This window comes from Novosphingobium silvae (genome assembly GCF_009856825.1).
Taxonomy (GTDB): Bacteria; Pseudomonadota; Alphaproteobacteria; order Sphingomonadales; family Sphingomonadaceae; genus Novosphingobium; species Novosphingobium silvae.
In genome coordinates, this window is record NZ_WVTD01000002.1 from 327,163 (window position 1) to 349,172 (window position 22,010).

At 63.1% G+C, this 22,010-nt stretch carries 36 protein-coding genes and 1 pseudogene; 12 read left to right on the top strand and 25 right to left on the bottom strand.

The window, feature by feature from the left end:
- Positions 1-58: 58 nt before the first annotated feature.
- From GR702_RS22755 to GR702_RS04530, 4 genes are read right to left on the bottom strand one after another with little or no spacing between them, the layout of a single operon-like run.
- The gene (locus GR702_RS22755) at positions 59-526 is read right to left on the bottom strand and encodes a GIY-YIG nuclease family protein (RefSeq protein ID WP_160984766.1); all 468 of its coding nucleotides are present in this window, start codon (positions 524-526) and stop codon (positions 59-61) included.
- Positions 519-1,685, bottom strand: coding sequence for a tyrosine-type recombinase/integrase (locus GR702_RS04520; protein WP_160984767.1), 1,167 nt, complete (start codon positions 1,683-1,685; stop codon positions 519-521). The genes GR702_RS22755 and GR702_RS04520 overlap by 8 nt, the downstream gene beginning before the upstream one ends.
- On the bottom strand, positions 1,685-1,864 hold the full coding sequence (locus GR702_RS04525; RefSeq protein WP_160984768.1) for a hypothetical protein: 180 nt from the start codon (positions 1,862-1,864) through the stop codon (positions 1,685-1,687). The genes GR702_RS04520 and GR702_RS04525 overlap by 1 nt, the downstream gene beginning before the upstream one ends.
- Positions 1,861-2,436 carry an MT-A70 family methyltransferase gene (locus tag GR702_RS04530; protein ID WP_160984769.1) on the bottom strand — a complete coding sequence of 192 codons (576 nt, stop codon included), beginning with the start codon at positions 2,434-2,436 and terminating at the stop codon, positions 1,861-1,863. The genes GR702_RS04525 and GR702_RS04530 overlap by 4 nt, the downstream gene beginning before the upstream one ends.
- Before the next feature lie 134 nt (positions 2,437-2,570).
- Between GR702_RS04530 and GR702_RS04535 the strand changes: the two genes are divergently transcribed.
- Positions 2,571-2,807, top strand: a complete 237-nt coding sequence (locus tag GR702_RS04535) for a hypothetical protein (RefSeq protein WP_160984770.1) — start codon at positions 2,571-2,573, stop codon at positions 2,805-2,807.
- Positions 2,808-3,004: 197 nt separating this feature from the next.
- Here the strand turns inward: GR702_RS04535 and GR702_RS04540 are convergent, their stop codons facing one another.
- From GR702_RS04540 to GR702_RS04630, 19 genes are all read right to left on the bottom strand, one after another.
- Complete coding sequence (locus GR702_RS04540; RefSeq protein WP_202408044.1) at positions 3,005-4,912, bottom strand: DNA cytosine methyltransferase; 1,908 nt, start codon at positions 4,910-4,912, stop codon at positions 3,005-3,007.
- Positions 4,912-5,286 carry a hypothetical protein gene (locus GR702_RS04545; RefSeq protein ID WP_160984771.1) on the bottom strand — a complete coding sequence of 125 codons (375 nt, stop codon included), beginning with the start codon at positions 5,284-5,286 and terminating at the stop codon, positions 4,912-4,914. The genes GR702_RS04540 and GR702_RS04545 overlap by 1 nt, the downstream gene beginning before the upstream one ends.
- Positions 5,279-5,500, bottom strand: coding sequence for a hypothetical protein (locus tag GR702_RS04550; protein ID WP_160984772.1), 222 nt, complete (start codon positions 5,498-5,500; stop codon positions 5,279-5,281). Before GR702_RS04550 ends, GR702_RS04545 begins: the two co-directional genes overlap by 8 nt.
- A complete protein-coding gene (locus GR702_RS04555; protein ID WP_160984773.1) occupies positions 5,497-6,615 on the bottom strand; it encodes an ATP-dependent DNA helicase in 1,119 nt (372 codons plus the stop codon). The genes GR702_RS04550 and GR702_RS04555 overlap by 4 nt, the downstream gene beginning before the upstream one ends.
- Positions 6,612-6,983 carry a VVA0879 family protein gene (locus GR702_RS04560; protein WP_160984774.1) on the bottom strand — a complete coding sequence of 124 codons (372 nt, stop codon included), beginning with the start codon at positions 6,981-6,983 and terminating at the stop codon, positions 6,612-6,614. The genes GR702_RS04555 and GR702_RS04560 overlap by 4 nt, the downstream gene beginning before the upstream one ends.
- 2 nt (positions 6,984-6,985) lie before the next feature.
- Positions 6,986-7,393, bottom strand: coding sequence for a recombination protein NinB (locus GR702_RS04565; protein WP_160984775.1), 408 nt, complete (start codon positions 7,391-7,393; stop codon positions 6,986-6,988).
- Complete coding sequence (locus tag GR702_RS04570) at positions 7,386-7,739, bottom strand: DUF968 domain-containing protein (protein WP_160984776.1); 354 nt, start codon at positions 7,737-7,739, stop codon at positions 7,386-7,388. The genes GR702_RS04565 and GR702_RS04570 overlap by 8 nt, the downstream gene beginning before the upstream one ends.
- Positions 7,740-7,750: 11 nt before the next feature.
- A complete protein-coding gene (ssb, locus tag GR702_RS04575; RefSeq protein ID WP_160984777.1) occupies positions 7,751-8,332 on the bottom strand; it encodes a single-stranded DNA-binding protein in 582 nt (193 codons plus the stop codon).
- Positions 8,332-8,670, bottom strand: a complete 339-nt coding sequence (locus GR702_RS04580) for a hypothetical protein (RefSeq protein ID WP_160984778.1) — start codon at positions 8,668-8,670, stop codon at positions 8,332-8,334. Before GR702_RS04580 ends, ssb begins: the two co-directional genes overlap by 1 nt.
- Position 8,671: 1 nt before the next feature.
- Positions 8,672-9,679 carry a hypothetical protein gene (locus tag GR702_RS04585; RefSeq protein WP_160984779.1) on the bottom strand — a complete coding sequence of 336 codons (1,008 nt, stop codon included), beginning with the start codon at positions 9,677-9,679 and terminating at the stop codon, positions 8,672-8,674.
- Positions 9,676-10,206 (bottom strand): NUMOD4 domain-containing protein, encoded by a 531-nt coding sequence (locus GR702_RS04590; protein ID WP_160984780.1) that lies wholly within the window; start codon positions 10,204-10,206, stop codon positions 9,676-9,678. The genes GR702_RS04585 and GR702_RS04590 overlap by 4 nt, the downstream gene beginning before the upstream one ends.
- Before the next feature lie 11 nt (positions 10,207-10,217).
- Entirely contained in the window at positions 10,218-10,982 is a 765-nt protein-coding gene (locus GR702_RS04595) for an ERF family protein (RefSeq protein ID WP_160984781.1), read from the bottom strand.
- A complete protein-coding gene (locus GR702_RS04600; RefSeq protein WP_160984782.1) occupies positions 10,979-11,272 on the bottom strand; it encodes a hypothetical protein in 294 nt (97 codons plus the stop codon). The genes GR702_RS04595 and GR702_RS04600 overlap by 4 nt, the downstream gene beginning before the upstream one ends.
- Before the next feature lie 100 nt (positions 11,273-11,372).
- Positions 11,373-11,570, bottom strand: a complete 198-nt coding sequence (locus GR702_RS04605) for a hypothetical protein (RefSeq protein WP_160984783.1) — start codon at positions 11,568-11,570, stop codon at positions 11,373-11,375.
- Between the two features lie 8 nt (positions 11,571-11,578).
- Positions 11,579-11,740 (bottom strand): hypothetical protein, encoded by a 162-nt coding sequence (locus tag GR702_RS04610; RefSeq protein WP_160984784.1) that lies wholly within the window; start codon positions 11,738-11,740, stop codon positions 11,579-11,581.
- A gap of 217 nt (positions 11,741-11,957) precedes the next feature.
- A complete protein-coding gene (locus GR702_RS04615; protein ID WP_160984785.1) occupies positions 11,958-12,371 on the bottom strand; it encodes an HIRAN domain-containing protein in 414 nt (137 codons plus the stop codon).
- Positions 12,372-13,160, bottom strand: a complete 789-nt coding sequence (locus GR702_RS04620; protein WP_160984786.1) for a DUF1828 domain-containing protein — start codon at positions 13,158-13,160, stop codon at positions 12,372-12,374.
- 478 nt (positions 13,161-13,638) lie between these two features.
- Entirely contained in the window at positions 13,639-14,292 is a 654-nt protein-coding gene (locus GR702_RS04625; protein ID WP_160984787.1) for an XRE family transcriptional regulator, read from the bottom strand.
- Between the two features lie 111 nt (positions 14,293-14,403).
- Positions 14,404-14,850 (bottom strand): hypothetical protein, encoded by a 447-nt coding sequence (locus tag GR702_RS04630; RefSeq protein ID WP_160984788.1) that lies wholly within the window; start codon positions 14,848-14,850, stop codon positions 14,404-14,406.
- Here GR702_RS04630 and GR702_RS04635 point away from each other — a divergent pair.
- The 10 genes and pseudogenes from GR702_RS04635 to GR702_RS04675 all read left to right on the top strand — a co-directional run bounded on the left by GR702_RS04635 (position 14,849) and on the right by GR702_RS04675 (position 18,672).
- Positions 14,849-15,046, top strand: coding sequence for a hypothetical protein (locus GR702_RS04635; protein ID WP_160984789.1), 198 nt, complete (start codon positions 14,849-14,851; stop codon positions 15,044-15,046). The genes GR702_RS04630 and GR702_RS04635 overlap by 2 nt on opposite strands.
- 47 nt (positions 15,047-15,093) lie before the next feature.
- Positions 15,094-15,222 (top strand): annotated as a pseudogene (locus GR702_RS22645) (putative metallopeptidase); the annotation flags it as partial.
- 121 nt (positions 15,223-15,343) lie between these two features.
- The gene (locus tag GR702_RS04645) at positions 15,344-16,108 is read left to right on the top strand and encodes a hypothetical protein (protein WP_160984791.1); all 765 of its coding nucleotides are present in this window, start codon (positions 15,344-15,346) and stop codon (positions 16,106-16,108) included.
- Positions 16,109-16,262: 154 nt separating this feature from the next.
- On the top strand, positions 16,263-16,421 hold the full coding sequence (locus tag GR702_RS22025; RefSeq protein ID WP_202408045.1) for a hypothetical protein: 159 nt from the start codon (positions 16,263-16,265) through the stop codon (positions 16,419-16,421).
- On the top strand, positions 16,414-16,845 hold the full coding sequence (locus GR702_RS04650) for an HK97-gp10 family putative phage morphogenesis protein (protein WP_337192521.1): 432 nt from the start codon (positions 16,414-16,416) through the stop codon (positions 16,843-16,845). Before GR702_RS22025 ends, GR702_RS04650 begins: the two co-directional genes overlap by 8 nt.
- The gene (locus GR702_RS04655; protein ID WP_160984792.1) at positions 16,845-17,018 is read left to right on the top strand and encodes a hypothetical protein; all 174 of its coding nucleotides are present in this window, start codon (positions 16,845-16,847) and stop codon (positions 17,016-17,018) included. The genes GR702_RS04650 and GR702_RS04655 overlap by 1 nt, the downstream gene beginning before the upstream one ends.
- Positions 17,008-17,469, top strand: coding sequence for a tail completion protein gp17 (gp17, locus tag GR702_RS04660; protein ID WP_160984793.1), 462 nt, complete (start codon positions 17,008-17,010; stop codon positions 17,467-17,469). Before GR702_RS04655 ends, gp17 begins: the two co-directional genes overlap by 11 nt.
- A 13-nt stretch (positions 17,470-17,482) precedes the next feature.
- Entirely contained in the window at positions 17,483-17,728 is a 246-nt protein-coding gene (locus tag GR702_RS04665; RefSeq protein ID WP_160984794.1) for a hypothetical protein, read from the top strand.
- Between the two features lie 39 nt (positions 17,729-17,767).
- Positions 17,768-18,223, top strand: a complete 456-nt coding sequence (locus tag GR702_RS04670; protein WP_160984795.1) for a hypothetical protein — start codon at positions 17,768-17,770, stop codon at positions 18,221-18,223.
- Entirely contained in the window at positions 18,223-18,672 is a 450-nt protein-coding gene (locus tag GR702_RS04675; RefSeq protein ID WP_160984796.1) for a GTA-gp10 family protein, read from the top strand. The genes GR702_RS04670 and GR702_RS04675 overlap by 1 nt, the downstream gene beginning before the upstream one ends.
- Before the next feature lie 214 nt (positions 18,673-18,886).
- On the opposite strand, the gene GR702_RS04680 is transcribed toward GR702_RS04675, so the two are convergent.
- The gene (locus tag GR702_RS04680) at positions 18,887-19,132 is read right to left on the bottom strand and encodes a hypothetical protein (protein ID WP_160984797.1); all 246 of its coding nucleotides are present in this window, start codon (positions 19,130-19,132) and stop codon (positions 18,887-18,889) included.
- A 9-nt stretch (positions 19,133-19,141) separates the two neighbouring features.
- Positions 19,142-19,315, bottom strand: a complete 174-nt coding sequence (locus GR702_RS04685) for a hypothetical protein (RefSeq protein WP_160984798.1) — start codon at positions 19,313-19,315, stop codon at positions 19,142-19,144.
- Between the two features lie 195 nt (positions 19,316-19,510).
- Between GR702_RS04685 and GR702_RS04690 the strand changes: the two genes are divergently transcribed.
- Positions 19,511-22,009: a tape measure protein gene (locus GR702_RS04690; protein WP_160984799.1), complete on the top strand. Its 2,499-nt coding sequence runs from the start codon at positions 19,511-19,513 to the stop codon at positions 22,007-22,009.
- The last annotated feature ends 1 nt before the right edge of the window (position 22,010 follow it).

Sequence of the window (22,010 nt, forward strand, 5' to 3'; positions counted from 1 at the left end):
GCATAATCAATCCCTTCGGGGTATCGAATGTCTCCGGCCCAGCGGCGGCGGAGACAAACTATTTTTGCGACGAGCGGATTTCAGCCATCAGCTCTGGCGCCCTGTCGAACCATTCGCCTCTCAGACGCAGATGCGAAAATCGCTCATGAAGGGCCCATTCGTCAGCAAGCGTTCCAGGTCGCGAAGCCAGCACGTTCAGCTCGACATGAGAGCCAATTCGAAGCTCGCGTAGACGAGACGCCGGATTCTTGGAGTAGCCAATTTTGATCGGCCCCGTTCGGCTCCCGATGAAGTAAACCCGCCCTTCGCTCGCTGAGGTGAGCGGCTTCTTGGTCCTAAACGATCTTCGCTCGGTTTTGACCTGTGGCTCGCCAGCTAGACAGGCTTCATACTCCTGACGGAAGCCCTTCGAGCCGTACCTGCTGACGAAGTAGTACGAGGGGTGGCCCTTCCGCCGGAACCTGTAGCGTACCGAACCATGCTGGCTCACGAACCGCGTCACGTATTTCGGTAGTCGCTTAGTCATTCACGGCGTCCTTCAAGCCGCTGGCATCAGTCCTCACCGACGTTTCCCAAGCCGAAAGCTGCTTCATCGCGGCATCCGCCAAGCGCTTCTGATTGGCCATCTCGATGTACTTGGCGAGCGTCTTGTCGCTCCGCTGACCGCTGACGGATTTCATGTCCTTATTGGTCATGCGCAACTCGGCCATGCGGCGTAGCGTCGCCTTGCGCAGGCCGTGCATCGTGCAGTGAGGCAGGCCGGAGGCAACGCACTGCTTTTTGAACCAGGTACCGAAGCTGGCCGCATTTTTGAACGGGCGGCCCCGCTCGGTAATGAGGAAGCAGAACGGGCTGGTATCACCCGGCTTCATCGCCACGATGGCCTCGAGCAGCTGCGGCGCGACGGGAAGCCAGAGGACCTCGCCAGTCTTCTCCTGCGTCACCGGCAGGCGCCCGTTCTGGATCTGGGCGCGGCCCATGCTGACGACGTCGGATCGGCGCTGGTCGGTCCACAGTGCCAACTCCATCGCGAGTCGCGCCCTGGTGCCCAGTTCGTGGTAGGCGCGGTACCGCTCGATCTCTTCCTCGGTCCACGTATGGAAGCCATGCGACTTCGCAGCGGCCGGCGCCTTCACCTTCTCCGACAGCCTCGCCGGGTTGCGCGCGATCATCCCCGATTTCTCAGCGAAGTCGAATAGCCGCACCAGCTCCTTGCGCAGCTTGCGGGCTGCGTGGACCCCGCCCTTGGTCTTGTTGCCGGTTCCGGTCTTCACGAGCTTCTTCGCCACGATCTTGTCGATGTCCTCGAACGTCGTTGGCGCGACCATCCTCCACCCTCGTCCCTTTGCGGTATCGCCACGGCGAAAGTCTTCCAGCACGGCGCGAATCTTGTCCTGGGTGATCTTGGTGGGGCCCAGGCGCTCCGGGACGCTCATGTATCGGTCGAGCAATTCGTCGATCGTGCCCTTGGCGGCGCGGATCACCGGTTCCGGCTTCGGCAGATCTGCCGGGTTGAGGAAGGCCTGATACTCGGCCCGGAATTCCTCAGATCCGAGCTTGGCTGTGAAATAGCCGCTTGGCAGGCCCGCCTTCCGGAAACGGTAGCGGACCGTGCCATGCTGGCTCTCGAACTTGCTGACGTGCTTCGGCAGAAACCGGTTCGTCCCTGTTCGCTTGCGGACCATCACTCTTCTTCCCAACCACCGCGGCTGACCTTGGGCGGCTCGCCCGATTCGCCGAGGATGATCTCTATGCGGCCATTCACCAAATCCATGACGATCCGCGCGCGCTCGAAGCCGGCCGCCTTCACCGACTTGGTAGCGCGCTCGACGTCGGCCTGAGTGATGCGTGCCGGGGCGGTCATGCTGCGTCCTCATCAAACTTGCCGGCTTCATCGCCCCAAGCATCCCAGCCCGGGCGCGTATTGCGGCTGAAAATCTCAGCGTAGGGTCCGGCGTAGAGCGCCTCGACCATCTCGTACTGCGCCTCGGGCTTGCGACTGTGCTCGCGGACCGGCGCGACGATCAGGTTGCGGATGGATCGCGACCGGACCTTGGGCTTGCCGATCGTGCCGACCAGGATGAACTCGGCGGCGCTGCGGAAGACGTAGCCTGTGCCGAACGCCCATGCTTGGCCCGTGCTGGACTGCTTCGCCCAGGCAGCGGCCGACTTGAAGGTGAAGCCCCACGCCTGCATCAGATCGCAGCCCTGCGGGAGCAACGGAGCCGTGGCCCACATGAACAGCGCGCAGTCCGGCGCGGCGAGATGCGCGACCGGGAGCGCCGCGATGTCTTCGAGCGACATGCAGCTGTAGTGGGCCGAGGGGTTCTTCGTCTCGCCCTTGGCCGAGTAGTTGGCGAACCGCCACGGCGGGTCGACCAGAAGGGCGCCGTAGGACATGGGACGCATGGTGCCGAAGGGCCAGATTGCGCTCATGAGCCAGCTGCAAACGCCAACGGCGTTCCCGGCTGCGGGCGTGGATACCGCCGCTTTGAGGCTTTCTGTCTGGGCAACCAGCTATGGGGAGCCGTGTTGTCGTCTCCGGTCACAACCATAAGGATGTTCACAAAATGGTCGTCGAACGCAACACTACCGTAGTTGAAGGCCGTCGTAGCTCGAGCGGCGTCATCATCGCCGCGATAGCCCTGCTGATTGTCGTGATTGCAGGTGTTTACTTCCTGAGCCGCGGTTCGAACAGCGAAGTCGCCAAAGATAACGCGGTTGCCGGCGCGGCCAATGATATCGGCAACGCCGCAAAGTCGGTGGGCGACGCCGCCGAGGGCGCCGCAGAGGACGCGACGAACTGATACACTTCCTACGACGGGCGTGCTGCATCGGTTTCCACCGTGCCGCACGCCTTTTCTGAATACGGGACGACGCGAGGAGCGGCCGCCCCTCCCTGCTGTTCCGGCATGACGCCGTCCCGCTTCGGATTGGCTTTCGAGTGCGCGCGACGCGCTGCCGGTTACATGGCGGCCTCCTGGGTTCGAGGGGTGCTCCGAAATCATGCGGCCTGGGCCTCCCGCTGCGCGATCTCGTCGGCCATATTGGCGCGTACCAGCGCTTCGGAGAGCGGCGGGCAGACGCTGTTGCCGCACTTGGCGACCTGCGCCGTCTTCGTGATCGGCTTGCCGTGGGCGTCGAACTCGATCTGGTAATCGGCTGGGAAGCCTTGCGCGTTGAACAGCTCGCGCGGCGACAGCATCCGCATCCCGATATCGACGATGACGTATTCCTCGCCCTCGATCATCACTGTGACGAGGCCGAACCGGTCCTGCACGGTCACGGTGCCGAGCGGGTTGCCCAGGCCGTGCCCGTCCTCCTCGTTGCCGTAGTACTTGATCAGGAAAGCCCTGATCTCGCCCATGTGGGTGCCGCCTGCGCTGATGGTGTCGACGGGTTCGTCAACACCGCTCGCGCTGCTCTCGATATGCGCGTCGCTGGTGCCTCGCAGCTTGATCAGGTTCGAGGTGACGAGGCGCTGCTGGCTCCCGCTGGTGGCTACGGTCGAGGGCGGCGCATCGGCGGCGCGACCAGCAAGGTTGTCGTTGTTCGGCCCGCCGTTCGCCTGCTCGAGGTGCGCGCAGACGACTGCGTGTCGCGGCGCACCGGCCATGACGGTATGCAGCGGCTCCGACGGGTCGATGCCCTGCCCATTCTGCGCGAACTTCTGCATGAAGGCGGTGACGGCATGGTGCTTGATCCCACCCGCCACTACGGTGCCAAGCGGTGCCTGCACGTCCATCGCGCGCGGAGCCTGCCCCTGGCGTTCCCCATTGCCAACGTGCACCAGGTGCGCCGCCGCGACGCAGTTCTGATCCTTGTTCGAAGCCGTGACGGTGTGCAGCGGATCCTCGACCGAGCGGTTCGCCCCGCCTTGCTGGGCATAGGTGGAGAACGGTGCAGCCGCGACTTCGACCACGCCCAACGGCGCGCTGCCGCCCGGGCGCTTCACGAAGCTGTTCGCGGTGACAGTGTGGAGCGGCTCGGTCGCTTCGTGGCCGATCGCGCCGGATCGGAACTTGGTGATGTGTGGCATGACCAGGCATGCATCAGCCTTTGCTGTGGTGGTCGGATAAGGCTGATCCATCCCCACCGGCGCCGATTGACCGCGGCGGCCGCCACACCCGACGATCACGGCCGGCACAATGAACGGCGCCGGGTTGTTGACGACGAACTTCATGATGCCGTGCGCGATGCGGCGCAGGGTCTTCTCTGCCAGCGGCTTCTTGCGGTCGAAGATCGACGGGCACGGGATAGACCAGTCGATGATCTCGGCTGCCGTGCGCCACGGCTTGCGCTTCCCGCTTAGAACCTCGGGCGAGCCCGGCTTGCCGTGGGTCGGCTCCGGCCAGACGATGGGCTTGCCGTCACAGCGGGCGATCATGAAGAAGCGCTTGCGGATCGTCGGCGCGCCGTAGTCGCAGGCGCGCAGTTCCTTCCACTGGATCTTGTATCCGGCCTTCCGCAGCTCGCGCTGCCACTTGTCGAACGTCTCGCCCGCGCGCTCCTTGATCGGGAAGCCATTGTCGCAGAGCGGGCCCCAAGTGCGAAACTCCTCGACGTTCTCGAGCAGGATAAGCGACGGGCGGACGCGCTGCGCCCAGAGCACCACCACCCATGCGAGGTCGCGGATCGACTTCTCGCGGGGCTTGCCGCCCTTGGCCTTGCTGAAATGCTTGCAGTCGGGCGAGAACCACGCGAGGTCGACGGGCTTTCCGCCGGTGACTTCCTTCGGATCGATCTGCCAGATGTTGTTGCGGATGTGCACGGTGCCGGGGTGGTTAGCCTCGTGCATCCGGATCGCCTCCTCGTCGTGGTTGATGGCGATGTCGACGGCGCGGCCCAGCGCGGCCTCAATGCCGGTGCTGGCGCCACCGCCGCCTGCGAAGTTGTCGATGATGAGGCCCATTATGCCACGATCTCCTTGAGGCGGCAGAGGCGCTCACGGGCCTCAATGCGGTTGATGGTGCGGTGGTAGTCAGCAGGGGCGAGTAGACCGGCGTCGCGGAGGGCCGCGGCGCTGGCTGCCAAGCTGGCATTCTCATCCCAATGGGCGTTCAAGATGCCCGACACGCATTCGGCGATAGCCTTTTGCTCGCCCATCCAAAACGAGACGATCAGAACCGGCGCGCTCATGTGAATGCGTGTGGTACCGTCGCCCAGATTCTCGGGGGCGTCCTGGTAGTAGATCGCGTAGCATTCCTCGCGGCGATCTTCCGCGCTCAGGTTGCGCAGGTATGCCGTCGTTTCAACGGTGAAGCACTGGTGCGGGTTGTCAGACATGGGCCTTGGCCTCTTGGCTGTAGCGGATGCGGTGTCGGGCGAGCATTTGCAGCGCCCCGTCGTTGTCGAGGATTTCGCCAACGGCCATGCGGGCGGCGGGCTCTGGCGTGTATCCTTGCAGGACCAGGGCTCTGCCGAACTCTTCCCGATCTTCGGCAGTGATGGGCACCATGCGCGCGGCGCGGGCCAGTTCGAGCAGTTCTCCGGGCGTCATACGATCACCGTGACCTGCTCGGCGGCGCGCGTGACCGCCGTGTAGAGCCAGTTGCGCTTCGCATCCCGGAACGAACCGCTCTCATCGAAGATGATCACGTTGTCCCACTGGGAGCCCTGCGATTTGTGACACGTGATCGCCCACCCGAAGGTAAACTCTTGCGTGCCGCGCCGGGTGCGCCAGTCGATGGTCTGCTCAGTACCGTTGAAGAAGTGCTCGAACACATCGACCTTGATTGGGTCGCGCTTCTCGTCGAGCGATGCCACCTGGATCGCCAGCTTGCCGTCACCGAGCTCTTCGATCTTCTGCGCGTCCCACAGGCCGCCGTTGAAGATGTGCTTTTCCTTGTCATTGCGCAGGCAGATGAGCCGATCGCCGACGGTGGGGTGCCATGGCTTCGCCACGCCCTGCAGCCCCTTCATGGCCCGGATGCGCTGGTTGTAGGACACGCGGGTGCGGTTGAGGCCGCAGAGCAGCTGGTCGGCACCAAGCACGAGCTCGCCGAGGCGGTCCCGGCCGAGCGTGGCGCTGCGCGTAACCAGGCTGCTGCCGTGCGCGCCGACCTGCAGCGGCTTGCCCTGTCGAATGTCCATCGACATGCGGATGATCGGATTGTCCTGCGCCTGCCGGTGAACCTCGGTCAGCATGACGTCGGGCTCGCCGTTGATGAAGAAGCCCTCGCCTTTCACCGGCGGCAGCTGCGCGGGATCACCCAGGACGAGGATGCGCTTGCCGAAGCTGAGCAGATCGCGGGCCAGATCTTCGCCGACCATGGACACCTCGTCCACGATCAGCAGCGCGGCGTCGGCCAGGTCGCTCTCATCGTTCAGCTTGAACTCGGCTGCCCCGGTCGCCTCGTCGATCTCCACCTTATAGATCAGCGAGTGGATCGTGGAGGCGTCCTTGCAGCCCTTCTTGCGCAGGACAAGCGCAGCCTTTCCGGTGAAGGTGGCGTAGAGCACCTTGCCTTTCACCTTTGACGCCAGCTCCCTTGCCAGCGTCGTCTTGCCGGTACCGGCAAAGCCGAACAGCCTGAAGGTCTGCTTGCCGGACGGATCCTTGATCCAGGCGGCAACGTCGCGGATGGCCGCGTCCTGTTGCGGGGACCAGGTCATGCGGACACCTGCGCCCGCAGTGCTTCCGCCTGCTCCTTGCTGGCGATGACGAACATCGGGTGGCTTTTGCCTGCATGCTCGACCTCCAGCTGGTGCAACCGGAACAGACCGCCCAGCGTCCAATCGCAACCCGGCTTGTCGGCATTCGCTGGCTTGCCCTCGCGCGTCGCCGGCCCCGCGTTGTTCCAGCGGCCGACGCAGGAAAATCCGATCTGCGTATCGAGCTTGTCTTCCGGGACGCCAGCGCTGCGCAGCAACGCCATGGACTGCACGGTGCCGCACATGGGACAGATGAATGCGGAATGCTCGCGCTCCATGCCCTGCGCTGACAGGCGGGCCCGGAACTCGTCGTGAGTGATCTTTTCCATGATCAGGCTGCCTTTCGTTCGACAGGATCGGTGAAGGTGATGTCGTGCTCCGCCGCGAAGGCGTGCATGCACTCAATGAGATCGGAGAATTCGGATTTGCTCAGGCGGCTCGACTTGAAGCCGAGGGGGATCACGCCCCGCCCGTCGAGGGTCGGCTCGAAGGTGCAGGTGAACCCGGCGGCATTCATGAAGAGCGCCTTCCAGACTTCAGTGGAGAGCACCCGCCCCATCGGCTTCGCGCGGGCGATGTCGGACAACATTGCCCACATCTTCGCGTTTTGGTCGCTGGTGCGGGCCGCTTCCTTGATGTTGACCACGGCACCGGTGGGCGCGGCCTCGATAAGTCGATGAGCCAGTTCGCGCACCGAACGATTGGCGAGCGTGATGGTCTGTCCGCCTTGCTTAGCCATGGCGCCGTTCCTTCTGTTCAAGGCGGATCTCTGCGGCCTTCGGGCTTTCGGCAGCAAACTCCGCCGCAAGGGCATGGAGGTCGATGCCGTGACGCTCAGCAAAGGACGCCTCGCCAACGTTGTGCTGCTCAGAGTGATGATCCCGACACAGGCTGATCGTGAACCAATCGGACGGCTTGCGGCCCATCCCGGCGTCGGACCCGGAGCGGACATGCGCGACCTCGATCGGCATGTTGTCGCAACCCGGTACGCTACAGTGGTGCGAGCGCACGAAGGTGCAGTGGGCCTGAGAGCGCCAACGGTCGGAACGGTTGCGCTGCTTGGGGATGCGTCGGGGAAGAGCCATGGTGCGCGCCCTCAAAACGGGATCGAATCGTCGAGGTCGTCCCAGCTGCTGCCGGAACCTCCACCGCCGCCACCGTTGCTGTTGTCCTGCCAGCCACCACGACTGTCGTCGTAGACGTTTCGGTCACCGGTGCCGCCATCGGCCCAGCGTCCACCGCCCTGCCCGCCGCGATCGTTCGACCGGCCGCGCTGCTGGCCGCCACCCCAGTCGCCACGGTCCCCGCCGCGCTGGCCACCGTCGCTGTTCGCGCCGTCGAGCATGACAAGCTTGCCGGCCATGCCCGCAACCACGACCTCGGTGCTGTACCGGTCGTTGCCGTTCTGATCCTGCCATTTGCGGGTGCGAAGCTGGCCCTCGATGTAGACCTTGCTGCCCTTGCGCAGGAAGCGCTCCGCCACGTTGGCGAGGCCTTCGCCCTGCAGCACGACCGAATGCCACTCGGTACGCTCCTTGCGCTCGCCTGTGGCGCGGTCCTTCCAGCTTTCGCTGGTGGCCATGCGCAGCGTGGCGATCTGGCCGCCGTTCTGGAAGCTCTTCACTTCCGGGTCGGCGCCTAGGTTGCCGACGAGGATCACCTTGTTGACGCTGGCCATTAGAACGGCTGCCCGTCATCTTCGGCGAGAAACGCCGGGACCGGGAAGGCCTCCACAGGCGGCGGCGGGGCGGCAATTTCGCCGACAGGCACCGGGGGATCACGCATCGGATCGAAGCGGGTTCCGACGATCTCGGCGCTGGTGGCGATGGTCGAGAGCACGCCAAGCACATGGAACGCGGTGCCGGGGTTCTCGGAAGCGAGGCGCGCGGCCTCGGCTTCCGCCGACGACAGGTTCGGATGCTTGAAGCGGGGCATGAAGCCGTCTTCATTCCAGACAAGCCAGAACGGCGCAGCCGGGGCGAGCCCATAGTTACGGGCAAACTTGATATCCGTCATGTCAGACGACCTTCTCTTCGCGAATGTGGAAGCCAGGAATGCCGCGGACGCGAGTCGCCTCGATGCGAGCATCGCGGGTCGCCCAGCGCTGGATCAGGCCATGGAATTCGGCCATGAACTCGGGGTTCGTCTTGTAGTGGCCGTAGGCGCGCGCCCAGCTGTCCGGGGCGTCGATCAGATCGGCGTGGTAGATGGTCCGCAGGGTGACGGCGCGCTGGCCCTCCCCGGTATCGACGCGAACCTTCTGCTTGGCCGCCGTCTCGGCAGTGCGCAGCAGGGCCTTTGCGTCGGCAAGCGCATCCTCGGCCTTGTCCATGACGGCAAGGTCGGTCGTTTCCTTGGCCTCGGCGCGCAGGGCCATGGCCTCCTGTGCGGCGGCAAGCGCGGCGTCGGCGGCTTCCTTCTCGCGGGCCTTGCGTTCGTCTTCGGCCTTCTGCAGCCAGGCAGCGGACAGGCGACCGGTCGCGGCGATGGCCTTGGTCAGTTTGCCGTCCGGCGTGCCCTTGAGGCCGCTGGCGACATAGCCGTTCTGCCACGCCTGGATTTCCGAGATCGCCTCGTTGTGGGGCTTCTTTTCGGCAGTGGCGTTGTCCTTCACGAGGGTGACGGCGGTCTGCATGTTGCGGTGAAGCGTACCGACGGCAGCGGCCTGCCCTTCGTTCTCGATCGCAACGCCATCGGCCCAGTTCGACGCTTCGGTGAGAAGGTCAGAAACGTGGGTGTCGATGGCGTCGCGTCCGGAGGGCTTGGCCACCGCAACGTCCGGGGTTGGCTCGGGCGGGTGGTTGCCGCCGATCACTGCGCGCGGGTTCGCATCGCCCTCGCCGGACAGCGCCTTCGCTTCCGATTCTGCAGCGAGCTTATCGACATGCGCCTGCAGCGCGTCGATCTCGGCTTTGCGCTCCGGCTCGGTGCGGAGCAGCTTATTCAGCGAATTCTTTGCAAACGATAGCGGCATCGCGGCGATTTCAACCTTGCCGCGAGACGAGGATTCGTAGTGCGTAATCATGACCAGACTGCTCCGCGGATGATTGAACTGATGTGGGGCTGGCCAACGCCGTATTCGGCGGCGAGATCGGCCTGCTTTTTGAAAGGTGCTTTCGCCCTGATCTCGTCGATCTGTTGTCGAGACAATTTCGAGCGTGCGATGCGCTCACCACGAGCAAGAGTGCCGTGGAGGCGCCTGTCAGCGGCTTGCTCTACCCAAGTAGCCCAGCGCAGATTGTCAGCGCGGCAGTTTGGTTTGTGCCCATCGCGGTGTGCCGCAGTATGGTCAGAGCTGGGCGGTTCACCATGAAAAGTAAGGCAAACGACACGATGAACACCTATCGGTGTTTCGCCACCGCCAAGGGTCACGACCCGATAACCCCGATGGTTCGCCTTATCCTTCAGAATGCGAGGTTCAGAGCGAAGGTAGTCGTATCCATGTCCGGCATTTCGCAGGCTTCGCACACGACCAAAGTTTGATGCTTCGTATCGACCTTCAAAACCCGGCACTGAGCGCCATTGCTCAAATTCAAGAAGAGGAGTGATCACTATCACCTCCATCAGTATGGAATGCTGTCTTCGCCGATGTCGTCAGGCCCGTTGGCGGGCGCGGGATCGGCGGCGCGGTTGGTCTCGGACTTGGCGAGGTCAGCCAGCTTGTCTTCCAGCTGGTTGATCGCCTTGATCGCCTGCACGTCGGTCAGCTGGCGCAGATCCTTCACCTTGAAGTGCTTGAGGATCGGATCGGCAGTCGAACTTGTTGCTTTCAGAAGCTCGGTCAGCTTGGTCCACTGCGCACGGGCAATCATGCGTGGTTCGTCACGCTGGTTCGTCTGGCTTTCGCGCTGCTGCTGGCGGGGGGCCACGTCATGCGTCGTCGCGTCGGCGTCATTGTCCCCTTCGGTCGGGATCATGAAGACCTGCAGCGCGGCATACTTCATGGCCGCCGACTGAGCCTTGTTGCTGCTCTTGTCGGCGCTATCCATGGCCTCGCCGATCATGCGCACAGTGTCAGACGAGCCGTCCAGCGCGCAGACCAGTTTGAAATCCACGGTCAGGATGGTGTAGTTGAGGACGCCACCCTTCTGGGTCTGACGCTCTTCGCGTTCCTTCTCGACGACGAACGGCAGCATCATCAGCTTGTTCGCCGCCAGGACGCCACAGAGCGTGTTGTAGACGTCGTCGATGCCGCGGAAGTTGTAGCCCTGCTGGGTATTCCGGCGGTCCTTGCCAATGCCCTCCTTGGCCATGTGCTCCATGACGGCGCTGATGGCAGTGTAGACGGCGGGGATGGCAGCCGCTTCGATCTTGGACTGAGCGTTCACGGGCGATCTCCCGTAGCCTCGGCAGCACCCGTGCCGAGAGCGTTGGAGGACGTCGGACCAGCGGGGGACGTGCTGGTGGGTGCGACGGTTGGGACATGGTCAGCGGGAAAGGCGATCTGAGCCCAAGCAGCAAGGCCGATCAGGAATGCCGTGGCCCAGACAGCAAGCACTGCCGCGACCAGCATGTTGTAGGTCGGCTGCCAGGTGGCATCGTCCTCGAGCATCGGCTTGATCTTGCCGTGCCAGAGCGCGCGCTGGGCGGTCCGGGTGTGGTTGATCCAGCGGGGCATCACAGTTCACCTGCCCGGAGCATGCGCTCCACGATGAAGTCGAGCAGGTCGACCATATTGTCGAAGGCCAGATGGTGACCGCTGGTGAGCCGAAGGCGGATCATGCCGCGATGCTCCCGGCGCGAACCCCGTCGATCTCGGCGAGAACGACATCCGTCTTGCGCAGGAGAAACTCTATGTACTCCTCACGCGCCGGGGTGCCCTCCGGCTGACGAACAGCGTCTACGAGGCATTCGAGGAGGCCGCGCACTTTACCGAAGCGGATAGCCTCGGGATCAAGGCGAACGGGGCGGGTCATCGGCGCGATCATGCTGCTAGACCGACCGGAGTATAGGCGCGGGCCATTGCAGCCGCGACCGGCACGAACTCAGCGCCGTCGATCGAAACCAGCAGGCGATGGTTGAGGTAGAACCCCTCGCCGCCGTCGATGCGGGGCCCTGTGCGGGGTGCCAGTTGCGAACGGCCCATCCGAGGGCGGCGTTCAGATCAAGATCGCCGCAGTCGTACTCATGCTGGACGGTATCGTCTGTGAAACGGGTCTGAAGGATGATGCGGGGCATCGTGATCTCCAACGAAGGTCCCGGCAGGTCTGCGCTTGCGGCTCACTGTCGGGCTGATGGAGATTTAATGTGCCCTATTTGGGCATATGTCAATGCTAAAAATATGCCCTGTTTGGGCACATAATTCAGGCGGGCCAATCGTCCGCATCGTCCCACCTCGGGGACTGATCAAAGTCATCGAACGAATCTAGGTCGCGCGTCCGATCCGTTTCGGGAAGCGTCGGAGCTTCACCATCAAACGACACGCGGGCCACTGCCCCATAGGGCGCAACCTCTTGGAAGATGGCGATCGGAGAGTGGCCCTGCCGGATCAGCTGAGCGATGCGAACCGCGCGTTGTGATGAGACGTAGCCGATCTGGACGCCACGCTCAGAGTAGACCGCAATCGCGTGTTCGTCGGCCGGGTTCTCAGGCTCTGGCCGTAGCTCCAGCGGATCGCCCGGCGCGCAAAGGGCGATCTCGAAACGGCGGCCAGGCATCTTGCCTTTGTTGGGGTAATCGGCGCCGACAATGGCGAGCGAAAGCGCTTGAAGGCGCAACTACGCAACCTCCGCTTTCATCTCCTTCACAATGAAAGAAATGGTCTGTGCTTCATCGCCGCGAAAAATTGGCATCGGCAGCCGACGGTTCTGAGCCCGCTGAAACCGTTTGCGACTAATGTTGTGAAATTGGCTGTCTTCGATAACGGCTACCATGGCGACATTCGCATCAACATGTTCGAGCTCTTGCCACGCCAAGAGCGCCTCGTTCAACTTGTCGCTGCTGTTGATGAGATACACTGCACCAGGCCGTCCCCCCGTCTTCGAGCGGAGAACCACGTCGGCGGGGAACTCGGCCAAGTCATTTGCTGGCGCAACATTTTCCTCGACTTCCAGCTGATCGCCATACCGCTTTCCGATTTCTCGCAGAAAATCCTCACGGAACGCAGACTTCACCCTCTCGCGCGTGATGAGCGCGAGGTCGCGAACACGGATCAAAGCTGAAAGAAAGCCTATTGAGCGTTGCGACAAGTCCCTCTCTGCGATCGCGTCCGAACGAATTTCGAACGTATCTCGATCCCAATATGCGAGCCCCTCGGCGAGGATCGCCGTAAGAAGATCACCTCGCATTCCAGCTTCGATGTGGATGTCCCTAGCGATCAAGTCCGGCAGAAAGTCGCCGCCATCGACCAGATCAAAGCCGTCGGCCGACTTCTCGATGTAGAAGGAAATCCGATCCCCTGAGTTGTCCCGAAAAGCTGTCGACACAGCATAACCGGTCGAAATTGGATGAACCTCTAGCCCACCACAAAACGCCGAGCAAAGCGCACTTTCGAGCTGAATGCTCATGATTTGAACAGGGGGCCGAGGTCGTCCTTCACACGGAAGAACCTGCGAGATTCTTCCCAAAAAGTCGAGTGGGATATTGCCGCGGTATGGCGGTGGAATCCATCTGCCTTAGGCACCCGGGCTAAATCGCCCATGCCGGTTGCCCCCAGCTCAATGCCTGATCGGTCGCAGTGCGCATGCGAGTGAAGGCCTGGGTGACTAGAGTGGAATTCATAGCGCGCAACGACCGAGTAACCGCCCGTCGCCCCGACCATGAGCGTCGATTTAAGATCGCCGCGCGCTATATTTACAAGCGACGTCATCACAAACTCACAACCTGCGCCTTCTGCGCGCGCCGATCTCCACTGCCATCCCGCCCGCATTGGGCGAGTCTTCGGGAACACAGGGAAAAATCGTGGCGGTAAGTCGTCCATGCGCCACAGCGTGTCAGTTGTCTGGACTTTCGGTATCGCCAAAAGGTGTCGAACTTTCATCCAGCTCAGATCCCCCTTGCCAACCAGATAGCCCTGCCCTGTATGCGGAGATCAGCGGCATCCACTTCTTGATCCGGCACGTTTGGATTGTCAGACACGACAAGCACCCGGCCCGGCCCAACTGTGCGCAGGCGCTTGAGCCCGGCAGCACCATATAGGTCGATCCAGTAGACGGCATCCTGGCGCGCCAGTTGGCGCTCTGTCGTATCGATCAGGATCACATCACCCCAGTTCAGGGTCGGGTACATGCTGTCGCCGATGCCGGTCACGAGCTTGAGGCGATCCGATGAGGTGCGGGTCACCGTCCGGATGAAGTCGAGGCCGAACGGCACAGGTTCGGCTTCTACCCAATCCTCGATATGGGTGCCTGGTCCCATCGAGAGGGAGAGATCCAGCTTTTGGATGTAGACGACGTCTTCCGCCGCAGGGGTAATCACGGCGACGGGAGCAAGCTTCTTTTCGGTGATATCCGGCGCAATGAGCTCGTGCGGCGCCACGCCCAAAGCGCTGCCGATTTTATCGAGCCATGCCTGATCGAGCGACCGATCGCCACGCTCCAGCTTCCCTAGCATGTTGAGCGTCGTTCCTACCCGCTCGGCGAGCTCCGTCTGAGATAGCCCCCGCTGCTTTCGGAATGCCGCAATGTTGTTCGCTGCCATGCCGCCTATGTGCCCAGAAAGGGCATAACGGGATAGTGGACCAGTTGGGCACATTTTCCGCTTGCTGAATGTGCCCATATTGGGCATATCAGGGCACATGAAGCTGCTCGACTATCTCAAGGCCGAGAAAGTGGCCGTAAGGAAGCCGGCCACCTCAGCCAGGCCAAGTTCGACTTCCTGTCCGAGAACCTGGGCCTCGCCCCCAAGCGCCTGAAGGATGCTCTCAAGGCCGCGACGGTATTCCCGCCAGCCCTGCGCGACAGCACCCTGTCCGTAGAGCACCACGCCGCGGTCGCCAGCCTCCCCAAGGATGAGGCCCTGCCGCTGCTGAAGCGCGCCGCCCGCGAGCACCTGTCCGTCAACGAATGCCGGGAGGTAGTGACCCAGCACCGCTACAGCACCGGCCAGCGCTTCGATGACGAGGACACGGACAGCACCCTGTGCACCCACATCGTGCGCGCATGGAACCGCGCCACCCCCGAGGCCCGGGCCGACTTCGCTGAGCTTGTGAAGGCGGTCCGCTTCGAGGGCATCATCGACGAGGACGAGGTCCACCATGACGCGTAAGCTGCTGCCCACCTCCGCGCCAAAACCGATCCCGCCGGAGTTCCTCGAGAAGTTCAAGCAGCATGGCTGGCGCCGGGTGGAGAACATCTGGGGCAAGTCGACGGTGCTTGCGTGGTCGAAGGTCATAGGCCGCAAGCGGATGGCCGAGATCCGGAAGCGCTACCTCAAGGAGGAGGCGGGCCGATGACACGTCCCTATCCCCCCGAAGACCTGGCGACGCTGTCCGATCTGGAAATGCAGGACCGGTTCGTCCCCGCGCCTGACCTGCTGGAATGGATCCGCGCCACGTTCCTCGACGAGGCCAGCCCGCTCTTCAACATCGAGCACGTCCACCTGCGCGATGCCGATCTGGGAGTGCTCTGGACCAACTGCGACAACAGCAAGCAGATGCGCGCCGTCATCGGACAGGCGGAACTGATGCCGCCCATGGGCCCCGCTCCGCAAGCCGACAGAGAAGGAAGAGGCGGAGACGTTCAAGATCGTCATGGAGGCGATCACCGCGCTCATCGCATCGGGCATGGTGCCAGACGAGGCGATGGCCCGCGCCGTGCAGAACCTCATCGAGGAACGCGGCTACATGCCCGGCCTTGCCGATGCCCTGTCCAAGATATCCGAGGATGAGCGCTTCGGGCTGCAGCCCAAGCCGCCAGCGGACAACGACGACGACGACCCCAGCGCAATCGTACCGGAAGGAGGTGATCCTGCATCTGCCGGTGGCCGGGCTCAACCCCCGGCCCGCCGTGCCGCTAACGACGCCGCGGTATTCTTCGCCGATGCCCAGCCTCGCCCGCTGTACGTCCAGCGCAAGCTGTTGAACGGCACCGACATCATTGGTTGGGCCAAGAAAGAGGGCTTCACGTCCACGCTTGCCGCCGACGATCTGCACGTCACGGTGCTCTATTCCCGCCAGCCCGTGGACCCCATGAAAATGGGCCAGGCATGGGGCGAGGACGAAAACGGCAACGTGCGCATCAAGCCCGGCGGCCCGCGCGCGGTCGAGCGCCTTGGCGAAAACGCCGTCGTGCTGCTGTTCCCATCGTGGGATCTGCAGAGCCGCCACCGTGACATGGTCGAGGCAGGTGGATCGCACGACTTCGACGAGTACCACCCTCACGTCACCATCTCATTCGAGGTGCCGACAGACATGGACCTGACGGCAGTGAGGCCGTTCACCGGCGCGCTGGAATTTGGCCCGGAACTGTTCGAGCCGCTGGACCTCGACTGGAAGCGGAAGGTCACCGAGGAATGACGCCGATGATGATGCTAATCGCCCTGCTGGCTGCCCATGCACTGGCGGACTATCCGCTGCAGGGCGACTTCCTGAGTAAGGCTAAGAACCGGACTGCCCCTATCCCCGGTGTTCCGTGGCAACAGGGGCTTGGCGCGCATGTCGTGACACGGATGTGCGCTTCGTCGTCCTTGCCGCCACGTTCACCGGCCCGCTGGGAACCGATGCGGAGGTCGAGGTGCTGGCAGGGCCGTTCGCTGGCATGTGGAGCGTGAGCAGCTTGGAGCGCGATCCCGTGGCGGCCGGATGGGTCGGGGTTGGGCGTCGTGCCTAAGTCTCGGCTGATAGGCGCGAAGGCACATGCGAACCGGCTGAAGAAGCTGACCGGCGAAACGATGATCCGCGAAGTTGGCAAGGCGCTGTTCGTGGCCGGGGAGGCAATACAGGTAGAGGCGCAGATCAGCATCACTGCCGGGGCGGTGTCAGGCAAAAACCACAAGCCTTCTGCGCCAGGGCAGCCGCCGAACAATGACACTGGTGACCTCGCGGGCAAGATCGAAACCAAGCAGGTCGCGCCCTTGGTCGTAGAGGTGAGCAGCAACTCGGCACACGCGCTTCCGCTAGAAGTGGGCACGTCGAAGATGGCCGCCCGTCCCTACATGGCCCCGGCCCGGGACGCCAAACGAAACGAGGTCACCCAGCTTGTCCGCAAAGCTGTCGATCGCGCTGTGAAGCGCAGCAAGTCCGGAGACACCTGATGCAGACCGTCATCTTCACCCGCGAGTATCGCCACCAGCAGGACGCCCTACGCACCGCTATCTACCCGCCGGGCGAGTTCGAGGTCAGTAATGAGCTTGCGACCGCAGCCAAGAAGGCCGGAGCGCTCAAGGTGTCCCCGAAGCCGAGGAAGGCCAAGGCTGATGGCGAATGACATTCTTCGTGCAACCGAACGCGCCTGCATCGTGTGCCTGAAAGCCGATGCACCGCTTGCCGCGATCATTGCGAAGACATCGATCGACCCCCAGCCCGGCACTGCCGGCGTTGATGTTGACGGCTACACGATCTGGCCCTTCATCACGCTGGAAGGCACCCAGGCAATCCCGTCGGGACGGGGCTGTTCCGCGCGATCGGACGTGACGTTCCAGCTGCACTCGTTCGCTAAGGCCCGGAAGAACAGCGCTGGCGCCATGATCGAGACCGCCCGCGATCACGCTGGGAAGATCAACACGGCCGTCGTCGAAGCGATCCACAACCATGCCTTCACGGTTGCCGGGCGGCGCTACAAGTTCGCGGTCACGTCTTCGCGGCTCATGAAGGATGGCGGGGAATCCGACGCCTACCACGGCATCGCCTTTGTTCGTGCAAGGGCCTTCCAGGGCTGATACACCGGCCGGGATGGACCAGCCCCTTGCCGAGCGCATGTTGCGCGCCTTTCTGACACAGATGATCCGAACCGAGGCGGTCGACCCTGACGATATACAGGATGCCGCCGACCGCCTGGAGCGCGATGGGGACATAGAGGCTGCCCACGCAATGCGCTGCCTGATCGTCGAGGCCAACGCGCCGGAACAATCGGAGTGGCTTGCGGATCGCGCCCGAGCACGGTTCCACGCCATCGACGGCGGTAAGGCTGACGACTGACGAAATCTATTCTCCCGCAAACCATGCTGGAGATGCCTTGTGTCCGAGCCGAATAGCGCCGACTTCGCCCTTCTGAAGATCAAGACTGCGGACGGACCGCCTGTCGTCCTGACCCTGCTCTGCGGGATCCAGAGCGTCACGATCAACCGCAGCGTCAACATGGGCGAACGCTACCGCCGCGACTGCGCCAAGCCGAACCGTCCCGGCACGCGCAAGATCCGCAACAACGGCCAGTCCTGGAACGTGAGCGGCAACGGCGAGGACAATACCGACATCGAGGCGGCCTATTCCGAAGCCTTCGGCGTGAAGAAAGACTACGTCATCGAGCTCTACCGCGATGATGACACGGATGCGGGCGAGCTCATGGGCAGCTATGCGGGCACCGGCATGATGACGACCCGCAACCAAGCGTTCGCGCAGGGAAGCGACGACGCCGGCACCGCCGACATCACCATCGAGGGTGAAGGCGATCTGCTCTGGACCGCCGCGCCCTGATGCCTGACACCGCCGTCGATCTGGATTTCGCCGACGGGCGCTATCGGTTCTGGCTCGCCCTTCCCCATGTGGTCGAGCTGGAGCGCAAATGCGGCGGCAAGTCGGTGTTCGCCATGTATGACGCAATGGGCGCCGGGCTAGGCATGGCTGGCGAAGCGCCTATCTACATGGGCGGCAGCACTGCCATGGTAACCGATATCCGTGAGACGATCCGCCTCGGCCTGATCGGCGGCGGCTCGGCGCTGGTTGATGGTTCTGAGATCGAGGTAGGCCCCAACCGGGCGCGCGATCTCGTCGATACCTACACGTTCCCGGCGCGTCCGCTCACGGAAGGCCTGCACGTCGCCTGGTCGATCTTGCATGCTGCGATCGTCGGCATCGACCTCAAAAAAAAAGCGCCGGACGCGGACGAGACAGGAAGCCCCAGCCCCTCCGAAAAGGACAGCTGATCGCCAACTGCGGCGGCATGCACCTCAATTGGGAGCGGCTTAGCCTGTCCGGGTACTTCGAGGCGCTAGAGGCCCACAACGAAGCGCACGCAGCGCCTGGGACCGACCGGCTCGGATCTATGGATGCGGGCCGGCTGCGGCGGTTTGTTGATGCGCATAGAAGACACAATGACGGGTCTGGGTCTGGGTCTTGACCTCGGCCGCTGAGCCGACCTTACATTATGGTGCGGTAGTTGTCCACGCACTGATCTGGATGCGGGCACCCATCCAGCGGCATCAGCGGCACATCAGCTGCGATATACGACTTTCTGGCGGCAGCCCTGCAGGCCTTGCAGGATCCCGCCGCCATATTGTTTGCTAGGGGCTTGAAACGCGCCTCGGGAAACTGCGTCGCGATCTTCATGATGCGCGCTTGGCCCTGCTCACGCTTTTCCTCAGTGGTGGGGTAGCGCTTCGGCATCGAGCAGCTTCAGTCCCGTCGCGATCGGTACATCACGCCGTGCACGCAATATGGGGCGATTACCAAGAACACCGCGACGGCCGCCGCCGCTCCCTGCTGCGGAGCACTCATGCTGAACGACGCGACCACCAGCAGCAGGCCAATTACCGCGCCGACGAACGTGAGAACCTTGAAAAGCGCCATCAACCCTCCTGATCGCGGGCGGTAAGACCACCCTCTACGCCCCTTTAGCATGGAGGAATGGCAGAAATCGACCCCGTCATTCTCCAGCTTCGGGCTGATGTCGCTAAATACAATGCCGACATGCAGCAGACCGCCAGGCGGGTTCAGGCGAGCCTAAGCCTGCAAGAGCGGTCAATATTGAGCCTCGAAAATCAAATGCGCAGTTCGTCCGGAGCCATCGCCGGATCTATCAGCCGCATCGGAACTTCGATTTCCGGACTCGCAGCGGGTGTTTCGCTCGTTGCGCTCGCCAAGCAGTTTCTTGACGTGGCCGACACCGCTAAGTCCCTGGATGCACAACTCCGCCTTGCCACCGCGGGGTTCGGCACGTTCGCACAAGCGCAAGAGGATGTTCGTCGGATCGCCGCTGATACCCGCTCCGGCTTGCAGGAGACGGCCTCCCTCTATGGCAACTTCTCGCGGGGGGCAAAGGAGCTTGGCGCGGATCAGGAGGCAGCTGCCCGAGCGACCGAGACGTTCTCGAAAACCCTGAAAGTTAGTGGCGCGGACGCAAACCAGTCGGCATCAGCTACGCTGCAGTTCGGCCAAGCGCTGGCGGCCGGCGCGCTGAGGGGTGATGAGCTTAACTCAGTGCTGGAGGCGGCGCCTCGCCTCGCTCGTTTGCTAACCGAGAGCATGGGCCTCCCGATCGGCAAGATCAAAGAACTGGGTGAAGAAGGCAAACTGACCTCGGAAGTCCTGCTGAATGCCCTTACGAACCGCAAGTACACCGAAACCATCGACGCTGAGTTCCGTGAACTGCCAGTCACATTCAATGATGCGATGACGCAGATCGAGAACGCCGCGATCATCACGTTCGGCGGGTTCGACAGGGGCGGCCAGTTCTCGACAGCACTGGCCAACTTCATCACCGATGGCAGCGATGGATTCAAGGATCTGGAGCAGGATGCCGTTGATATGGGCATCGCAATCCGGTCCAGTATCGAAGGCCTAGTTGGCGCGTTTCAACCGATTCTTGAGGAAGCGAAGGGCTTCTTTGATTATGTGAATGGCCAATCGGCCAACGTCGATCTGCGGCGAGACATCGATAAGTCCGCTGGCCAGTTAGACAGCTTCCTCGGCGCACTAGCCAAGCAGGAAAGTCCTTTCGAGCAGTACATCAACGCTCGGCTTTATGGATCGCCATCTGGGAAGACCAATTTTCAGGGGCGCTTTCGGCAAAGTCAGTCGGCGGCACAGACTAGGCTTGAGCGGGCGAATGGTCAAACGCCCGTCAGCCGCGTGCTGGGAAAGCTCTCTGAGGCCAATCGCAGCGCTGGCCAAGCCCCTGCCGCACGATCCACCGCTGCGTCGTCTTCTGATGCGGACAAGCGGAAGGCAGCAGCCGCAGCCCGCAAGGCCGAGAATGAGCGTTTGCGCGCCATCCGAGAGGATGCCAGCAACGCCCGCGATGCGGCCAACCTGCAGGACGACATCAACTCCGCAAAGGCAGCGCTGGCCGTCGCAACGGAAGACGTTCTAGCCTACAACCTACAGGCGATCGAGAACGAGAAGCAGCAGCGCACTGCCGAGTACGAGACGCAACGCAAGCTAGGTCGCATCACTGATCAGGAGCTTGCCGACCGCACGAAGGCGGTGGCCGAGATCGCTGACCTCCAGCGCCAGCGCGTCCAGCGCATCGCAGATGAGAACGCGCGCCGCGACGACCTTGATCGGTTCAGCGCATCGGTGCAGGACAACAGCGACCTGCTGCGCGCCCAGGCGGACCTTGTCACCACGCGAGAGGCTCGCCGGGACATCGAACTCCGCCTGCTCGACCTTAGCTACGAACAGGAGCGCGCCGAACAACAGGCGGTGCTCAACAGCGAGACGGCTTCGGCAGCCCAGAAAGAGATCGCGGAACAGCGCCTGCGCATCCTTGATCAGCTGAAGAGCTACGACGTCGAGCGCACGAACCGGCAGTATGAAAGCCCGCTCGAGCAGCGCCGCCGGCAGGTCCGGGAAGATGCTCAGAACATGGGCGACCGCATCGAGGATATCGAGGTCGCTGCGATGGACCGCCTTGGCGACAGCGTCGCGAACACGGCGGCCGAATATGTGAAGCTCGGCGGTATCGCCGGAGAGGTCATCAACGGCATCATCCGGGATGTGATCCGGCTTGCCGCTCAGCAGGCACTCCTCGGCGGCTCTGGCGGTATCGGCGGCTTCCTCGGTCGCCTCGGCAGCATCGTCGGCATCGGTGGCATGAGCTCGTCCGGGATTGCAGCCGCGAACCAGACAGTGGGGTCTACGATCGCCAACAACGCGGCCCTGTTCCAGGACGGCGGCTACACAGGCGATGGCCCCGCCAACAAGCCCGCTGGGATCGTCCACAAGGGCGAGTACGTGTTCCCTGCCGATGCGGTCCGCAGGATCGGCGTGCAGAACCTTGCCGCCATGGCGAACAGCCGCGCCGCATCTTCGATGGCGGGAACGTCGGCAGTGCGAGCATCGGTCGCCCCGGTCCAGCAGAACATCACGAACTACTATGGTCCCGGCGCCGAAGAGTTCTGGGGCAAGGTCGATGGCCGCGCCGCGCGCGTAGCCACTCCGATCGCCGCGCGCCAGGCGAACCAGTCGGCAGCCGCTTCCTACGCCGCCGGGCAGCAGTCCGCCCCCGGCACGATCAACAAATATAACCAGCTGAAGGGCTGAC

Excerpts from the sequence above, each read along its gene's own strand:
- GR702_RS04565 (WP_160984775.1), bottom strand. The coding sequence starts at position 7,393 with ATGGCTAAGCAAGGCGGACAGACCATCACGCTCGCCAATCGTTCGGTG.
- GR702_RS04635 (WP_160984789.1), top strand. The coding sequence starts at position 14,849 with ATGACGCGTAAGCTGCTGCCCACCTCCGCGCCAAAACCGATCCCGCCG.
- GR702_RS04685 (WP_160984798.1), bottom strand. The coding sequence starts at position 19,315 with ATGGCGCTTTTCAAGGTTCTCACGTTCGTCGGCGCGGTAATTGGCCTG.
- GR702_RS04580 (WP_160984778.1), bottom strand. The coding sequence starts at position 8,670 with ATGACGGATATCAAGTTTGCCCGTAACTATGGGCTCGCCCCGGCTGCG.
- GR702_RS22755 (WP_160984766.1), bottom strand. The coding sequence starts at position 526 with ATGACTAAGCGACTACCGAAATACGTGACGCGGTTCGTGAGCCAGCAT.
- GR702_RS04545 (WP_160984771.1), bottom strand. The coding sequence starts at position 5,286 with ATGTCTGACAACCCGCACCAGTGCTTCACCGTTGAAACGACGGCATAC.
- GR702_RS04550 (WP_160984772.1), bottom strand. The coding sequence starts at position 5,500 with ATGACGCCCGGAGAACTGCTCGAACTGGCCCGCGCCGCGCGCATGGTG.
- GR702_RS04645 (WP_160984791.1), top strand. The coding sequence starts at position 15,344 with ATGGAGGCGATCACCGCGCTCATCGCATCGGGCATGGTGCCAGACGAG.
- GR702_RS04610 (WP_160984784.1), bottom strand. The coding sequence starts at position 11,740 with ATGGGCCGTTCGCAACTGGCACCCCGCACAGGGCCCCGCATCGACGGC.
- GR702_RS04620 (WP_160984786.1), bottom strand. The coding sequence starts at position 13,160 with ATGAGCATTCAGCTCGAAAGTGCGCTTTGCTCGGCGTTTTGTGGTGGG.
- GR702_RS04560 (WP_160984774.1), bottom strand. The coding sequence starts at position 6,983 with ATGGAAAAGATCACTCACGACGAGTTCCGGGCCCGCCTGTCAGCGCAG.
- GR702_RS04520 (WP_160984767.1), bottom strand. The coding sequence starts at position 1,685 with ATGGTCCGCAAGCGAACAGGGACGAACCGGTTTCTGCCGAAGCACGTC.
- GR702_RS04535 (WP_160984770.1), top strand. The coding sequence starts at position 2,571 with ATGGTCGTCGAACGCAACACTACCGTAGTTGAAGGCCGTCGTAGCTCG.
- GR702_RS04540 (WP_202408044.1), bottom strand. The coding sequence starts at position 4,912 with ATGGGCCTCATCATCGACAACTTCGCAGGCGGCGGTGGCGCCAGCACC.
- GR702_RS04600 (WP_160984782.1), bottom strand. The coding sequence starts at position 11,272 with ATGCCCCGCTGGATCAACCACACCCGGACCGCCCAGCGCGCGCTCTGG.
- GR702_RS04530 (WP_160984769.1), bottom strand. The coding sequence starts at position 2,436 with ATGAGCGCAATCTGGCCCTTCGGCACCATGCGTCCCATGTCCTACGGC.
- GR702_RS04655 (WP_160984792.1), top strand. The coding sequence starts at position 16,845 with ATGCAGACCGTCATCTTCACCCGCGAGTATCGCCACCAGCAGGACGCC.
- GR702_RS04605 (WP_160984783.1), bottom strand. The coding sequence starts at position 11,570 with ATGACCCGCCCCGTTCGCCTTGATCCCGAGGCTATCCGCTTCGGTAAA.
- GR702_RS04675 (WP_160984796.1), top strand. The coding sequence starts at position 18,223 with ATGCCTGACACCGCCGTCGATCTGGATTTCGCCGACGGGCGCTATCGG.
- GR702_RS04585 (WP_160984779.1), bottom strand. The coding sequence starts at position 9,679 with ATGATTACGCACTACGAATCCTCGTCTCGCGGCAAGGTTGAAATCGCC.
- ssb (WP_160984777.1), bottom strand. The coding sequence starts at position 8,332 with ATGGCCAGCGTCAACAAGGTGATCCTCGTCGGCAACCTAGGCGCCGAC.
- GR702_RS04665 (WP_160984794.1), top strand. The coding sequence starts at position 17,483 with ATGGACCAGCCCCTTGCCGAGCGCATGTTGCGCGCCTTTCTGACACAG.
- GR702_RS04625 (WP_160984787.1), bottom strand. The coding sequence starts at position 14,292 with ATGGCAGCGAACAACATTGCGGCATTCCGAAAGCAGCGGGGGCTATCT.
- GR702_RS04525 (WP_160984768.1), bottom strand. The coding sequence starts at position 1,864 with ATGACCGCCCCGGCACGCATCACTCAGGCCGACGTCGAGCGCGCTACC.
- GR702_RS04630 (WP_160984788.1), bottom strand. The coding sequence starts at position 14,850 with ATGGTGGACCTCGTCCTCGTCGATGATGCCCTCGAAGCGGACCGCCTT.
- GR702_RS04555 (WP_160984773.1), bottom strand. The coding sequence starts at position 6,615 with ATGACCTGGTCCCCGCAACAGGACGCGGCCATCCGCGACGTTGCCGCC.
- GR702_RS04680 (WP_160984797.1), bottom strand. The coding sequence starts at position 19,132 with ATGCCGAAGCGCTACCCCACCACTGAGGAAAAGCGTGAGCAGGGCCAA.
- gp17 (WP_160984793.1), top strand. The coding sequence starts at position 17,008 with ATGGCGAATGACATTCTTCGTGCAACCGAACGCGCCTGCATCGTGTGC.
- GR702_RS04570 (WP_160984776.1), bottom strand. The coding sequence starts at position 7,739 with ATGGCTCTTCCCCGACGCATCCCCAAGCAGCGCAACCGTTCCGACCGT.
- GR702_RS04690 (WP_160984799.1), top strand. The coding sequence starts at position 19,511 with ATGCGCAGTTCGTCCGGAGCCATCGCCGGATCTATCAGCCGCATCGGA.